The 13,519-nt window shown below is 65.2% G+C and carries 12 protein-coding genes and 2 riboswitches; of the genes, 3 read left to right on the plus strand and 9 right to left on the minus strand.

What is annotated here, in order from left to right:
- Positions 1–3 precede the first annotated feature (3 nt).
- The 5 genes from ACFSQR_RS14880 to gcvT all read right to left on the minus strand — a co-directional run bounded on the left by ACFSQR_RS14880 (position 4) and on the right by gcvT (position 6,775).
- Positions 4–666, minus strand: coding sequence for an ABC transporter ATP-binding protein (locus ACFSQR_RS14880; protein WP_377730719.1), 663 nt, complete (start codon positions 664–666; stop codon positions 4–6).
- Between the two features lie 16 nt (positions 667–682).
- The gene (locus tag ACFSQR_RS14885) at positions 683–1,930 is read right to left on the minus strand and encodes an efflux RND transporter periplasmic adaptor subunit (RefSeq protein ID WP_377730720.1); all 1,248 of its coding nucleotides are present in this window, start codon (positions 1,928–1,930) and stop codon (positions 683–685) included.
- Between the two features lie 254 nt (positions 1,931–2,184).
- On the minus strand, positions 2,185–5,076 hold the full coding sequence (gene gcvP / locus ACFSQR_RS14890) for an aminomethyl-transferring glycine dehydrogenase (protein ID WP_377730721.1): 2,892 nt from the start codon (positions 5,074–5,076) through the stop codon (positions 2,185–2,187).
- A gap of 79 nt (positions 5,077–5,155) precedes the next feature.
- Positions 5,156–5,536 carry a glycine cleavage system protein GcvH gene (gene gcvH, locus ACFSQR_RS14895; protein WP_377730722.1) on the minus strand — a complete coding sequence of 127 codons (381 nt, stop codon included), beginning with the start codon at positions 5,534–5,536 and terminating at the stop codon, positions 5,156–5,158.
- A gap of 120 nt (positions 5,537–5,656) precedes the next feature.
- Positions 5,657–6,775: a glycine cleavage system aminomethyltransferase GcvT gene (gcvT, locus tag ACFSQR_RS14900; protein ID WP_377730724.1), complete on the minus strand. Its 1,119-nt coding sequence runs from the start codon at positions 6,773–6,775 to the stop codon at positions 5,657–5,659.
- A gap of 47 nt (positions 6,776–6,822) precedes the next feature.
- A riboswitch (glycine riboswitch) is annotated at positions 6,823–6,923 on the minus strand.
- An 8-nt stretch (positions 6,924–6,931) separates the two neighbouring features.
- Positions 6,932–7,016: riboswitch (glycine riboswitch) on the minus strand.
- A gap of 142 nt (positions 7,017–7,158) precedes the next feature.
- Between gcvT and ACFSQR_RS14905 the strand changes: the two genes are divergently transcribed.
- Positions 7,159–7,719 (plus strand): ATP-dependent Clp protease proteolytic subunit, encoded by a 561-nt coding sequence (locus tag ACFSQR_RS14905; RefSeq protein ID WP_377730726.1) that lies wholly within the window; start codon positions 7,159–7,161, stop codon positions 7,717–7,719.
- A gap of 195 nt (positions 7,720–7,914) precedes the next feature.
- On the opposite strand, the gene ACFSQR_RS14910 is transcribed toward ACFSQR_RS14905, so the two are convergent.
- The gene (locus ACFSQR_RS14910; RefSeq protein ID WP_377730728.1) at positions 7,915–8,571 is read right to left on the minus strand and encodes a M23 family metallopeptidase; all 657 of its coding nucleotides are present in this window, start codon (positions 8,569–8,571) and stop codon (positions 7,915–7,917) included.
- A 25-nt stretch (positions 8,572–8,596) separates the two neighbouring features.
- Positions 8,597–9,571 (minus strand): L,D-transpeptidase family protein, encoded by a 975-nt coding sequence (locus ACFSQR_RS14915; protein ID WP_377730729.1) that lies wholly within the window; start codon positions 9,569–9,571, stop codon positions 8,597–8,599.
- 219 nt (positions 9,572–9,790) lie between these two features.
- Here ACFSQR_RS14915 and ACFSQR_RS14920 point away from each other — a divergent pair, with 219 nt between their 5' ends.
- Positions 9,791–10,828 (plus strand): DUF4214 domain-containing protein, encoded by a 1,038-nt coding sequence (locus tag ACFSQR_RS14920; RefSeq protein ID WP_377730730.1) that lies wholly within the window; start codon positions 9,791–9,793, stop codon positions 10,826–10,828.
- A gap of 56 nt (positions 10,829–10,884) precedes the next feature.
- Here ACFSQR_RS14920 and ACFSQR_RS14925 read toward each other — a convergent pair whose 3' ends face one another.
- Complete coding sequence (locus ACFSQR_RS14925; protein WP_377730731.1) at positions 10,885–11,190, minus strand: hypothetical protein; 306 nt, start codon at positions 11,188–11,190, stop codon at positions 10,885–10,887.
- Positions 11,191–11,386: 196 nt separating this feature from the next.
- On the minus strand, positions 11,387–12,631 hold the full coding sequence (locus tag ACFSQR_RS14930; RefSeq protein WP_377730732.1) for a methyl-accepting chemotaxis protein: 1,245 nt from the start codon (positions 12,629–12,631) through the stop codon (positions 11,387–11,389).
- Between the two features lie 172 nt (positions 12,632–12,803).
- On the opposite strand from ACFSQR_RS14930, the gene ACFSQR_RS14935 reads away from it, so the two are divergent.
- Entirely contained in the window at positions 12,804–13,496 is a 693-nt protein-coding gene (locus ACFSQR_RS14935) for a phosphatase PAP2 family protein (RefSeq protein WP_377730733.1), read from the plus strand.
- Positions 13,497–13,519 lie beyond the last annotated feature (23 nt).

Consider the following 13,519-nt stretch of genomic DNA (forward strand, 5'->3'; position numbering starts at 1 on the left):
TCCTCAGGCGACCAGCTGGCCGTCGAACACGCGCACAATGCGGCCCACGCGGCGCGCTTCGGCTTCGTCGTGGGTGACCATGACGACGGTAGTGCCCTCGTCGTTCAGCTTGAGCAGGATGTCCATCACCTCGGCGCCCATCTTGCTGTCCAGGTTACCGGTCGGTTCGTCGGCGAGCAGCACCTGTGGCTGTCCCACGATGGCGCGGGCGATCGCCACGCGCTGCTGCTGGCCGCCCGAGAGCTGGTTGGGGTAGTGGTCCATGCGCGCTCCCAGGCCGACCTTCTCGAGCGCCTCGCGCGCCAGCTTGCGGCGCTCCGAGCCGCTCACGTTGCGGTACAGGAGCGGCAGCTCGACATTGTCGATCACGCGCAGGTCGTTAATCAGGTGGAAGCTCTGGAAGATGAAGCCGAAGGTGCTGTTGCGCAGTCCGGCCACGTGCTTGTCGCGGTAGCGGGTGATCGGGATGCCGTCGACTTCGACGATGCCTTCGCCCGGGCGGTCGAGCAGGCCGATCAGGTTCAGCAGCGTGCTCTTGCCGCAGCCGCTGGGGCCCATCAGCGCGACGAATTCGCCTTTTTTTACGTGCAGGTCGATGCCATTCAGGGCCAGCGTTTCGACCTTGTCGGTGCGGTAGGTCTTGCTGACTTTGTTCAGTTTGATCATGTCGGTTCCTTCGGGTTTAGTCGGAAATGCGAATGCTGTCGAGTTCTTTGAAGCTGGCGGTGTCGGAGACGATGAAGCGGGCGCCCGGTCTGGCGCCGGCGACCACCTCCACCACCTTGCCGTCGCCGCTGCCCAGTTCCAGCCAGGTCTTGACGGCCGCGCCGTCCTGCACCAGCCAGGCCGGCTGGCGCCCGCGGCCGTTGAAGGCCGGGCCGCTGTCGATCACCAGGGTATTGGCGCGGCGCTCGGTGATGATGTTCACGTCCACGCGCATCTTGTTGCGCAGGAGCTTGTTGTTCGGTTCGGCCAGGTCGACCAGCAGCTTGATGGCGCCATTCTGGATCTCCGGCAGCACGGTGTGGACGGTCCCGGCCAGCACTTCGCCGTTCTGCTCCACGCACACCTGCTGGCCGGGCGCCAGCATCCGCGCGTGGAAGTCCGACAGCGTGGCCTCGATACGGTAGTTGTTCAGCTCCGACACGCGCGCGACCAGCTGGCCCGCCGCGACGCTGGCGCCTTCTTCGGACACCAGCGAGGTGACGATGCCGGAGAAGGGCGCGCTGACGCGGGCGCGCGCCAGCAGCTGCTCCTGCTGCGCGAGCTGCTTCTTCAGGATCGATTTCTGCAAATTGGCTGCCTCGATGCCGCTGCTGGTCACGCGGCGGGTATCCTCGCTCAGCTCGCGCTGCTGGCGCAGCTGGATCTGGGTGCGGGTGACGTTCAGCTCAGCCGACAGCATGTCCTCGCCCGAGACCGCGCCGCTCTCGCGCAGCTTGAGGTAGCGCTCGTGCTTGGCCCTGGCCGAGCGCAGGTCGACCTCCAGCAGCTCGATCGCGCTGGCGATCTGCTTGCGGTTCTTTTCCATCTCCTGGGTCAGCACCACGATGCGGTTGTCCTGCTGCGCGAGCTGTTCGGCCAGCGCGTCGATGGCCAGGCGGATGTCGCGGTCGTCCAGTTCCAGCAGCAGCTGGCCCTGTTCGACCTGCTGGCCGAGCTTCGCGTGGACCCGGGACACGCGGCTTGTCACGGGGCTGGCGACGACTTCCTCGTGCACGGGGATGACGAGGCCGGAGGCGTTGACGGTGTTGGCGACGTCGCCGCGGCGCACTTCGGCCACGATGATGTCGTCGGCGTCCACGCTCGGGCGCACCGCGCGGTTGATGCCCCAGGCGGCGGCGCACACGCTGGCCAGCGCCACGATCGCGATGGCGATGCGGGCGCGGTGGCGCTGCTGGAGGATGGTGCTGCTGATAGGCTTGTCCATGATGCTCACTAAGGCGTTGATCTGCTGCATGCCTTATTGCAAACATCGTGCCAGCCCGCGCTCAGAGGGAGAAGTGCGCGTTTCCGGTGGTGTGGTTGCCCGTCCACGGGCAGCACTGTCCGTTTTCGGGCAGTGAGGGAAGGGGACTGTCGCCCAACGGGACCGGCCGCGGTTCTTTGATCCGCGGATGAAAAAAGGCCATCCCGAAGGATGGCCTTTTGCACGGTGAAGATCGGGGACCGTCCCCTACATCATCACTGGTAGTCTTCGATCGGGGCGCAGCCGCAGAACAGGTTGCGGTCACCGTACACGTTGTCGGCGCGGCCGACCGGCGGCCAGTACTTCTGGCGGCGCAGCGAGGCCACCGGGAAGGCAGCGGTTTCGCGGGTGTAGGTGTGCTTCCAGTCGTCGGCGGTGACCACTTCCGCGGTGTGCGGAGCGCCCTTGAGCGGGTTGTCCATGCGGTCGTATTCGCCGCGCTCGACCTTGATGATCTCGGCGTGGATCGTGATCATCGCTTCGATGAAGCGGTCCAGTTCGACCTTCGACTCCGATTCGGTCGGCTCGATCATCAGCGTGCCCGGCACCGGGAAGCTCATGGTCGGGGCGTGGAAGCCGAAGTCCATCAGGCGCTTGGCCACGTCTTCGTTCGAGATGCCGGTCTTGTCCTGCAGCGGGCGCAGGTCCAGGATGCACTCGTGCGCCACCAGGCCATCGTGGCCGCTGTACAGCACCGGGTAGTGCGGCGCCAGGCGGCGGGCGATGTAGTTGGCGTTGAGGATCGCGGTTTCGGTCGCCTCGGTCAGGCCCTGGCCGCCCATCATCGCGATGTACATCCACGAGATCGGCAGGATCGATGCCGAGCCGTAGGCCGCCGCGCTGACCGCGCCGATGCCGTTGTCGTTGCGGACGTAACCGGTCGACAGCTGGTTCGGCAGGAACTGCGCGAGGTGCGCGCCCACGCCGATCGGGCCGACGCCAGGACCGCCGCCGCCGTGCGGGATGCAGAAGGTCTTGTGCAGGTTCAGGTGCGAGACGTCGCCGCCGAACGAACCTGGCGCTGCCACGCCGACCAGCGCGTTCATGTTGGCGCCGTCGATGTACACCTGGCCGCCGTGCGAGTGGATGATCTCGCACAGTTCCTGGATGCCTTCTTCAAACACGCCGTGGGTGGACGGGTAGGTGACCATCACGCAGGCCAGGTCCTTGGAATACTGCTCGGCCTTGGCCTTCAGGTCGGCCAGGTCCACGTTGCCGTTTTCGTCGCAGGCGGTGACCACGACCTTCATGCCAACCATGTTGGCCGATGCCGGGTTGGTGCCGTGCGCGGACGACGGGATCAGGCAGATGTTGCGGTGGCCTTCGCCACGCGACTCGTGGTACTTCTGGATCACCAGCAGGCCGGCGTATTCGCCCTGCGAGCCGGCGTTAGGCTGCAGCGAGATCGCGGCGTAGCCGGTCACGGCGCACAGCATCGCTTCGAGCTGGCCGATCATTTCGCGGTAGCCGACGGTCTGGTCCTGCGGCGCCAGCGGGTGGATGTTGCTGAATTCCGGCCAGGTCACCGGGATCATTTCGGCGGTGGCGTTCAGCTTCATGGTGCACGAGCCGAGCGGGATCATGGTGCGGTCCAGCGCCAGGTCCTTGTCGGCCAGCGAGCGCAGGTAGCGCAGCATCTCGTGCTCGGAGTGGTAGCGGTGGAAGGTCGGGTGCGTCATGAAGGCGCTGGTGCGGGACAGCGCCGACGGGAACGCGTCTTCGACGGCCGCTTCGATCGAATCGAAGTTCGGCGCATCCTTGTTCATGCCGTGCGCGAAGATCGAGTACAGCACTTCCAGGTCGGCGCGGCTGGTGGTTTCGTCCAGCGACAGGCCGACGTGGTTGTCGTCTATCGCGCGCAGGTTCACGCCTTTTTCAACCGCGGTCGACAGGATCTGGCGCGCGCGGTCGGTGCGGACGGTCAGCGTGTCGAAGTAGGTCTCGTTGACCAGTTCGTAGCCGAGCGACTGCAGTTCGGTGGCGAGCACGCTGGTGTAGCGGTGCACGCGGCCGGCGATCTTCTTCAGGCCGTCCGGGCCGTGGTAGACGGCGTACATCGACGCCATCACCGCCAGCAGCACCTGCGCGGTGCAGATGTTGGAGGTGGCTTTTTCGCGGCGGATGTGTTGTTCGCGGGTCTGCAGCGCCAGGCGGTAGGCCTTGTTGCCCTGCGCATCGACGGTGACGCCGACCAGGCGGCCGGACATGCTGCGCTTGTATTCGTCGCGGGTGGCCAGGTAGCCGGCGTGCGGGCCGCCGAAGCCGAGCGGCACGCCGAAGCGCTGCGAGTTGCCGACCACGACGTCGGCGCCCCATTCGCCCGGAGGCGTGAGCAGGGTCAGTGCCAGCAGGTCGGCGGCCACGATCACCAGCGCGCCGGCGGCGTGCAGCTTCTCGACGGCGGCGCGGTAGTCGCGCACGTTGCCGTCCACCCCAGGGTACTGCAGCAGCACGCCGAAGCAGGACTCGGACAGGTTTTCGACTTCCGACGCCTTCACCGTGCGCACTTCCACGCCGATCGGCGCGGCGCGCGTTTCGATCACTTCGCGGGTCTGCGGCAGGACGTCGTCGGCCACGTAGAACACGTTCGAGGAGGACTTGCCGACGCGCTGGATCAGCGTCATCGCTTCCGCGGCGGCGGTGCCTTCGTCCAGCATCGACGAGTTGGCGATGTTCATGCCGGTCAGGTCGGTCACGACCTGCTGGAAGTTCAGGATCGCTTCCAGGCGGCCCTGCGAGATCTCCGGCTGGTACGGCGTGTAGGCCGTGTACCAGGACGGGTTCTCGAAGATGTTACGCAGGATGACGTTCGGGGTGAAGGTGCCGTAGTAGCCCTGGCCGATGACCGACTTGAGCACCTTGTTCTTGGACGCGATCGACTTGAGCTTGGACAGCGCTACGTGTTCCGGCATCGGATCGTAGAACTCGCCCAGTTCCAGTTTGGACTTCTTGCGGATGCCGGCCGGGACGATGGCGTCGATCAGGGCTTCGCGGCTCGGGTAGCCGAGCGTGGCGAGCATGGCGGCCTGTTCGGATTGCGATGGGCCGATGTGGCGCGCAAGGAACTCGTCGCGCGATTCGAGTTGGGAGATGCTGGTGCGGGTCATGGTGGGGATGCGTTGGCTGCTGCGAAAGAAGGGAACAGCGCCGGCGCGGCCCATGCCGCACCGGCACGGTAAACGTGGATTACTCGGCGGTCTTGGCGCCGTAGGCTGCGGCGTCGAGCAGGCCGTCGAAGGCTGCGGCGTCGGACGGCTTCAGCTTGAACAGCCAGGCGCCGTAGGCGTCGGCGTTGATCGACTCCGGCGATGCTGCGGTGTCTTCGTTCACTGCGACCACCGAGCCGGACACCGGTGCGTAGATGTCCGATGCGGCCTTGACCGATTCGACCACCGCGGCGTCGTCGCCGGCGGTGAAGTTCGCGCCGACCTTCGGCAGTTCGACGAACACGATGTCGCCCAGCGCGTCCTGCGCGTACTCGGTGATGCCGACGGTCAGGGTACCGTCTTGCTCACGGCGCACCCACTCGTGGGACTCGGTGTATTTCAGGTCGGCAGGAATATTCATATTGGCTCCAGTGGGTATGGGTGAGACGATTATTATAAATTGAAGGAATCACTTGGCAGGCAAAATGGGGACAGACCCCATTTTTCCTGCGAGACAAATGGGGTCTGTCCCCATTTTGGCTTACGAAACCAGGATCTTGCCGTTGCGGACGAATGGCATCTTGACGACGGTGGCGGCCAGCTTCTTGTCGCGGATTTCGACGTGCACGGTGTCGCCGATCGACACATCCATCGGCACGCGCGCCAGCGCGATCGCCTGCTGCATGGTCGGGCTGAAGGTGCCGCTGGTGATTTCGCCGGTCGCGCCCGAGGCCGAGATGACCTTCTGGTGCGCGCGCAGGACGCCGCCTTTTTCGCGCAGGATCAGGCCCGCGAACTGGGCGTTCTGGCCCATCTGCTGCAGGGCCGCCTTGCCGACGAAGTCGCGCTCGGATACCAGGTCGATGGTCCAGCCCAGGCCCGCGTCGAGCGGGTTCACGGTTTCGTCCATGTCCTGGCCGTACAGGTTCATGCCCGCTTCCAGGCGCAGCGTGTCGCGCGCGCCCAGGCCGCACGGCTTGACGCCGTGGGCGAGCAGGGCGTTCCAGGCGGCTTCGGCCTGCGCGGCTGGGAAGCCCAGTTCGAAGCCGTCTTCGCCGGTGTAGCCGGTGCGGGCGACCATCACGTCGCCGAATTTGGTGTCCGGGACCATCACGACGTTGAACGGCTTCATGTCGGCGGTCAGTTCCTTCGCTTCCGGGATCACTTCCCAGACCTTGGCGCGCGCGTTCGGGCCCTGCACGGCGATCAGCGCGAACGGGTCGTTGCCGTCGCGGCGCGGGGTGATGGTGACGCCGGCGCCGGTCTCTTCATTGTGCTTGTTCATCCAGGCCACGTCCTTTTCCGCGGTGCCGGCGTTGACCACCAGGCGGAAGAAGTCTTCGCGGAAGAAGTAGACGATCAGGTCGTCGATGACGAAGCCCTGCGGATTGAGCATGGCGGAGTAGAGCGCCTTGCCCGGAATGGTGAGCTTGTCGACGTTGTTGGCGATCAGGCCGCGCAGGAAGCTGCGCGCGTTGTGGCCGTGGATGTCGACCACGCACATGTGGGAGACGTCGAACATGCCGACGTCGGTGCGCACGGCATTGTGCTCTTCGATCTGGGAGCCGTAGTTGACGGGCATGTCCCAGCCGCCGAAATCGACCATTTTGGCGCCGGATGCGCGGTGGGCGGAGTTGAGCGGGGTGGTTTTGAGCGTCATGGGGTCCTCGAAGGCACAGTGGTGTAAGTGGGTCGCAATGCGCTCCACGCTGCCCGTCTGTCCTCGGTACCTGAGAGATAGCGGCTGGGCCGCACGCCCCTTCGGTGGGCCGCCGGCGCTGCCGCGGCCACTCTCCAGATTTTGCCGAATATCGTCGGCCCCTGACCGGTCCTTTTGCCTGAGAGTTTTTGGGTGTTGCCCCTTCGGCGCCCGCGTGGCGGGTCTCTCCCGATCAAGACTGTGGAGGATATGCGGAGAATGCCTTGGTGTCAATAAGAGGCAGCGGCAGGGTACCTGTCCCCAGAGGGGCCGCCCGCCCGTTCGAGCGCCCCCATTTTTGTGTTTTTGCTAGGATGGCGTGAACCTATTTCGCGAGGGACACCATGACGGATAAACACGACGAAAAAGAAACCGAGGCCTGGTACACACTATCGGGAGACGTCAACAGCGATATGGTGCACCGCGTGTTCGAAGCCATTGCCGAGATGACGGAGGACGGCATCGAAACCGCGCACATCCTGCTTCAATCGAATGGCGGTTATGTCAGCGACGGCCTGTGCCTGTACAACTACATGGCCAATGCCCCGATCGAGTTCGTGATGTACAACGGCGGCGCGGTGGCCTCGATCGCCTGCACGGTCTACCTGTCGGGCACGCGGCGCTATTGCAGTTCCACGGCGCGCTTCATGGTGCACAAGTCGCACGCCACGGCATCGCCCGGTTCGCGTCCGGACGCTCTCAACATCATCGTCGAGGGCCTGCGCGCCGACGACGCGCGTACCGAGCAGATCCTGCGCTCGAAGATCGAGCTCACCCCGGAACAGTGGGCCATCCACCAGTACTCGGACCTGCACCTCAACTCGTCCGACGCCAAGGTCGCCGGCATGGTCCACGACATCCGCGACTTCGCGCCGCCCAAGGGCAAGCGCGTCCGCAACATCTAGTCTCCTCCCGTCGCGAGCCATCCCCGCGCCGGTGGGGAATGGCGGCAGATCGCAGCAGTTCCCTGCAGATGAGTTAAATTCGCCGTGGTTTGGCGCAGTTCGCTGCGATAGCGCAGCGATGGGCTCAGTTGGCGCAAGATCGCCGGAATTGGCGCGAAATCGGCTCAGTTAGCGCAAGTTCGCGACGGCCGGTGGCTATTGCACGGGTTTGGCCGCCAGCAGGGGATACGGATTGATCGCAGTTCCCTTCCACCACTGCTTTTCGGGCGTCAGTTCGAATACAGTGAAATGCAGGTGCGGCGTCGCCGGGTCCGCATTGCCGCTCGATCCCACATAGCCCACCAGGTCGCCCCGCTTGAGCTCCATGCCTTCCTTCAGCCCTTCGGCATAGCGGTCCAGGTGCGCGTAGTAGTACGCGTAAGTCTGCGACGGATCGAACTGGTATACCGTCAGGCCGCCTTCCTTGCTGTCGAAGAGCTTGACCACCTTGCCGTCGGCGACCGCCACCACTTTCGTGCCCTTGGGCGCAGCGATGTCGATCGCCTCGTGCGGCGCATTGCCGCGCGGCTGGCCGAAGGTATCGGCCAGCTTGGCTGGATCCACGCCTTCGACCGGCATCATCAGGTTGGCCAGGCCCGGCGGCTGAGTGGCGGCGGCAGGGGCGGGGGCGGGAGCAGGCGTTGCCGGGGCAGGCGCCGGCGCGGGCGCCGCTGCCGGTGGCTGCGCAATGACTGGCGGCACCGGCACCGCCGGGGCCTCTCCGCCCCGGTTCTCGGGATACTGGTACAGGAAGATGAACATGGCCGCAGCCCCCAGCAGCGCTGCGATCACAAACGTCCAGACGATTTTCATGGTTGTGCCCTTTCGATTTGCCAGCTTATTCCTGCAGGATCACGTCAATTCCCGCCGGTACCGATTTGACCAGTTTTGCCACGTCCCAGTTCGTGAGCCGGATGCAGCCGTGCGACTGCGTCCTGCCGACCCCGGACGGCTCCGGCGTGCCATGGATGCCGTAATGCTCCTTGGTCAGGTCCACCCACGCCACGCCCACGGGGTTGTTCGGCCCAGGCGCGATGCGGGTTTTCTTATCGGCCGGATCGGCATCCCAGAACAGCTTGGGGTTGTAGTAGAAGATGGGGTTTTCAGTCAGGTGCTCCACTTTCCAGGTGCCGATCGGCAGTGGGTCCTGCTTGCTGCCGGTGGACACCGGGAACTGCGCGATCAGCTGGTCCGCGGCGTCGAACAGCGACAGCGTGTGGTCCGACTTGTCCACCACGATCTTGCCCGTGCGCGCCAGCGGCTCGACGTCCAGCACATTGGCCACGACGATTTCCTCGCCGGCCTTGATCATCTCCTTGCCCGGGTTCAGGCGCTTGAGCAGCGCAGGGCTCATGTGGAACTTTTCCGCCAGTCCCTCGATCGCGCTGGCGTATCCCAGCGTCGTCAGTTTCGCCTTCTCCGCCATTTGCTTCGGCACCGGCTCGAACGGCCCGGCCACGTCGGCGTCCTGCAGCACGTAGGTGGTCAGTACCGGCACTGCGTCCGCAGTGAGCTTATCCCAGGTGTCCTTGTCGATGGTGCCGGTCGGCTTGAGGCCGGCCTTCGTCTGGTAGCCGCTGATCGCGCGCCGCATGTTGCTGCCGAACGAACCGTCGATCTCGCCTACCGAGAAGTGCGCGCGGTCGAGCAGCACCTGTGCGCGCAGCACGGCCGCACCTTTGCTCGACGGCCCGACCTTGCCGGGGTTGGTGGCCGCGTTGACCGCATCCGGCGTCAGCGCCTGCGCGCGCACGGGCGCATGGAAGGCGCACGCAGCGCATCCCAGCAACAATAATGAAATGGCATGTTTCACAGGGCGTCCTTCCTCTAAACCAATGCTTTCAGGTTAGTTTCACGACAAGTGGAGGTCTGTGCGGCACCGAACTCATCCGCGTTTCGTGACCGCTTTCTGATATCGGACAAGGAACGCGATTGCGCGCCTGCGGTGCGCTCACATCCCTGGATTAAGTTAGATGCAAGGCGAGGCCAGCGGGGCCGCCGCCTTCCGATCACGCATTCGATGGGAGCCATCATGATCCGCCATACTGCAGCCTACGTATCCCACTACATGTATCCGGACGAGCCCAACACCACATACGACCAGTCCACCAATACCACCATGGCCCGCGCGCTGTTCACCACCACAGCCAAGCACATTGTCGGCACCTTCGACCACACCGGAGGGAACTACTTCATGTTCAACGCCGGCACGCTCGGCCAGCTGCACCTGAATTACGTTCATCCGGCCGCGGCCAACGGTGCGCCCGTTTACCTGCAACTGTACGATGCCAACTACAACCTCGTGATGAGCAAGACCGTGTACGGGTCGGAAATGATGAGCTATGAACTGCCCACCACCGGCCTGTACTACCTCGACGTGCGCGCCTCCAGCGGCGCGATGAGCACATCGCCATACGCGATACTGCCCTCGATCACCAACGCCACGCTGGACCACCTGCTGAACGGCAGTGCCGGCAACGATGTGTTCACGCCGGGCGCGGGCAATGAAACCATCGTCGGCAACGGCGGCTTCGACATCGTGCGCTATCCCGGCCTGCGCGCCGACTCGCTGGTCACATTCTCCGACGCGGGGCTCGGCATCCACACGGTCGGCCAGGGCAAGGACACGCTGATCGGCATCGAGCGCCTGGAGTTCAGCGACCTGACGCTCGATATCGGTGTCGACTCCAATGCCGCCAAGGTGTACCGCGTGTACGACGCGGTGTTCAACCGCACGCCCGATGCCGTGGGCATCGGCTTCTGGATCCACGGGATGGACAAGGGGGTGAGCCTGCTGACCGTGGCCAGCCACTTTATGCTTTCCGATGAATTCACCGCGCTGTACGGCGCCAATCCGACCGTGCGCGAGCTGGTGACCGGCTACTACCGCAATATCCTGGACCGGGAGCCGGAGCAGGAGGGGATCGATTTCTGGATGGGAGTGCTGGAAAGCGGGCGCGCCACCTCGGCCGAGGTGCTGGTCGCGATCAGCGAAAGCGCCGAACACCAGGCGCTGCTGGTGGGGCAGGTGTCGCACGGGGTCGCCTACGTGCCGTACGACGCGGGGTAAACGAAAACCTGCCGCGATAAACGCGGCAGGCTGATCACTGGAGCGACTGAAGGGGCTTACTTCTTGTCGTTCTTGTGGCTTTGGCGGCCAGCTTCCGCATGCTGCTCGCGGGTGCCGCCGCGCATGCCGGAGCCGGAGGCGGAGCCCGAAGCCGAGCCCGAAGCCGAGCCTGCCGAGTTGCCGCTGCTGCTGCCGGAGCGGGAACCGCCTGCGCCGGACTGGCGGCTGGCGTCGTTCTTGTGGCTCTGGCGGCCTGCCTCTGCGTGCTGCTCAGGCGTACCGCCGCGGGTGCCGCCCGAGCTCGATTGTTTATTACCGGACGAACTGGAAGAGCGAGCACTGGATTTCTGTTTCGAAGCCATGATTCATTCCTTTCTTAAAACGATGAGGTCATGTCCCGACAATGAGTTGTGAAACGTTTCGATGCACTGAAATGTTTCACAGCTGCGTTATCGGAGACCCCATGATGGGAGCCGCGCGTCAGAGCGTGAATCGGAGTTGGCGCTGAACCCCTGTAGGAATGAGCGCAATGGTTTTGAAATTTTCGCGCCGCGCCGATCAGAATTCTTCCCAGTCTGCCGGTGCCTGCGCGGCGGTGCGCGCACGCGGCTTTGCCGCCGCGCGGGCGCGCTTCGGCGGCCCTTTCGTTGCCGGGTTTGCGCGCAGCGGGACCACGCGCTGAGGCGAGGGCGCGGCCTGGGCAGGCACAGTCTCCGCCATCGCATCCGGTGGCGCTGCAATCGCCTCGCGCCCGAATCCCGCCAGCGCGCCATTGAGCGTTTGCGCCTGCGTGCGCATCGCGCCGGCCGCTACCGAGGTGCGGTCCACCAGCGCGGCATTGCCGTGGGTGGCCTGGTCCATCTCGGCGATCACGCGGTTGACCTGCTCGATCCCGGACGTCTGCTCGCTGCTGGCCGAGGCGATCTCGCCAATGATCGAGGCCACCCGCTTGATGCTGGCGACCACGTCGAGCATCGTGTGGCCGGCGCGGTCGGCCAGTTCCGAGCCGGCGTTGACCTTCTGGACCGAGTCGTCGATCAGGAGCTTGATTTCCTTGGCCGCCGCGGCCGAGCGCTGCGCCAGGCTGCGCACCTCGCTCGCCACGACCGCGAAGCCGCGTCCCTGTTCGCCGGCACGCGCCGCTTCCACCGCGGCGTTCAGCGCCAGGATATTGGTCTGGAAGGCGATGCCGTCGATGACGCCGATGATCTCGCCGATGCGGCCGGACGACTCGTTGATCGATGCCATGGTGCCGACCACCTGCGCCACCACATCGCCACCCTTGACCGCCACGCCCGATGCGGTGGCGGCCAGCTTGCTGGCTTCCTGCGCATGTTCCGCGTTCTGGCGCACCGTCGCGGTCAGCTCCTCCATCGATGAGGCGGTCGATTCGAGCGAAGCCGCCTGCTGGCTGGTGCGCGCCGCCAGCTCGGAGCTGCAGTGCGCGATGTCTTCCACGCCCGTGGCAAGCGCGGCGCCGCTACTGCGCGCCGCATCGACCATGGCCGAGAGCCTGCTGCCGGCTTCGGCGATCGTGCGCAGCAGCGGATCGCCGGTTGCTCCGGCGTCTCCGGCCTTGGCCGGGGAGCCTGCGGCGATGCGATGGGCGGCGGCGATCGCCGCGTCCGTGCGCTGTCGCATGTCGCGACGCAGCCACCACAGGGCCCACGCCGCGACAGCGGCATTGACGGCGACCGCAGGCCACGCCCAGCCGGCCGCCGCTCCGGCTGCCGGGATGGCCCAGACGAGGAATAGGGCAAGGGCGGGTCGGCCCGGAATGGCAAGACGGCGCAGGATGGTCATCGGATCCCCTCAGGTTGGCAAGGTCGTTCCATGGTAGGGAAACTTGCTCAGCTGCATTTGTTCCATCGCAAGGCAGCGCGTCCACGCTGCATCGCCCCCTTCGCCAGTCCAACAGAACCGTTAGCCCTCTTGCATCGTTGCTACAATTCACCATCGCCACTCGAAAGTCTCAATGGAGTTCTGGAAGTTAGCCACCGCCCTTGGCGGCCTGTCATTCGCCGGCCCACTCGCCGTGCTGGTCGCTGTCCTGATGGCAGCCCGCGGCCGCATTTCCCTTGCGCTGTACTGGTGCCTGCTGTTCGGCTCAGGCATGCTGATCGTGGTCGCCACCAAGGTGGCCTTCCTCGGCTGGGGCATCGGGATCCGGGAGTGGGGCATGGCCGGTATCTCGGGACACGCGGCGCGTGCCGCGGCGATTTTCCCGGTCGTTTGCTTCCTGCTGTTCCAGGACTCGGGGAAAAAGCGCGTCCTCAACGCCGCGGTCGTCGCCGGCATGGCGATCGGCCTGCTCGCTTCCTGGTCGCGCTATGAGGTCCGCGCCCATACCGTGTCCGAATCCCTGTTCGGCTTTGCGCTCGGCACCGCGGTCGCGCTGCTGTTCATCCAGCGCGCCCTGCACGAGCCGCGCATCCAGTTGCGCGTCGTCTTGCTGGCACTGTGCGCAGCGCTGGTCCTGCTGAAGCCGGAGCGCGAACCGGTGGATACCGAGAAGTGGATCACGGTGCTGGCGATGAAACTCGCCGGCCACGACCGGCCCTACCAGCGCTGGAGCTGGCAGCCCAAGCGCCAGCCCTACACGGTGCGCTGCAAGCCGCCGGAAGTGCTCCGCGGCTATGGCTGTTATTGGCCGAAGGGCAACCATTAAATGGTATGATGGCCCACATTTGT

This window comes from Pseudoduganella sp. GCM10020061, assembly GCF_042683405.1.
Taxonomy (GTDB): Bacteria; Pseudomonadota; Gammaproteobacteria; order Burkholderiales; family Burkholderiaceae_D; genus Telluria.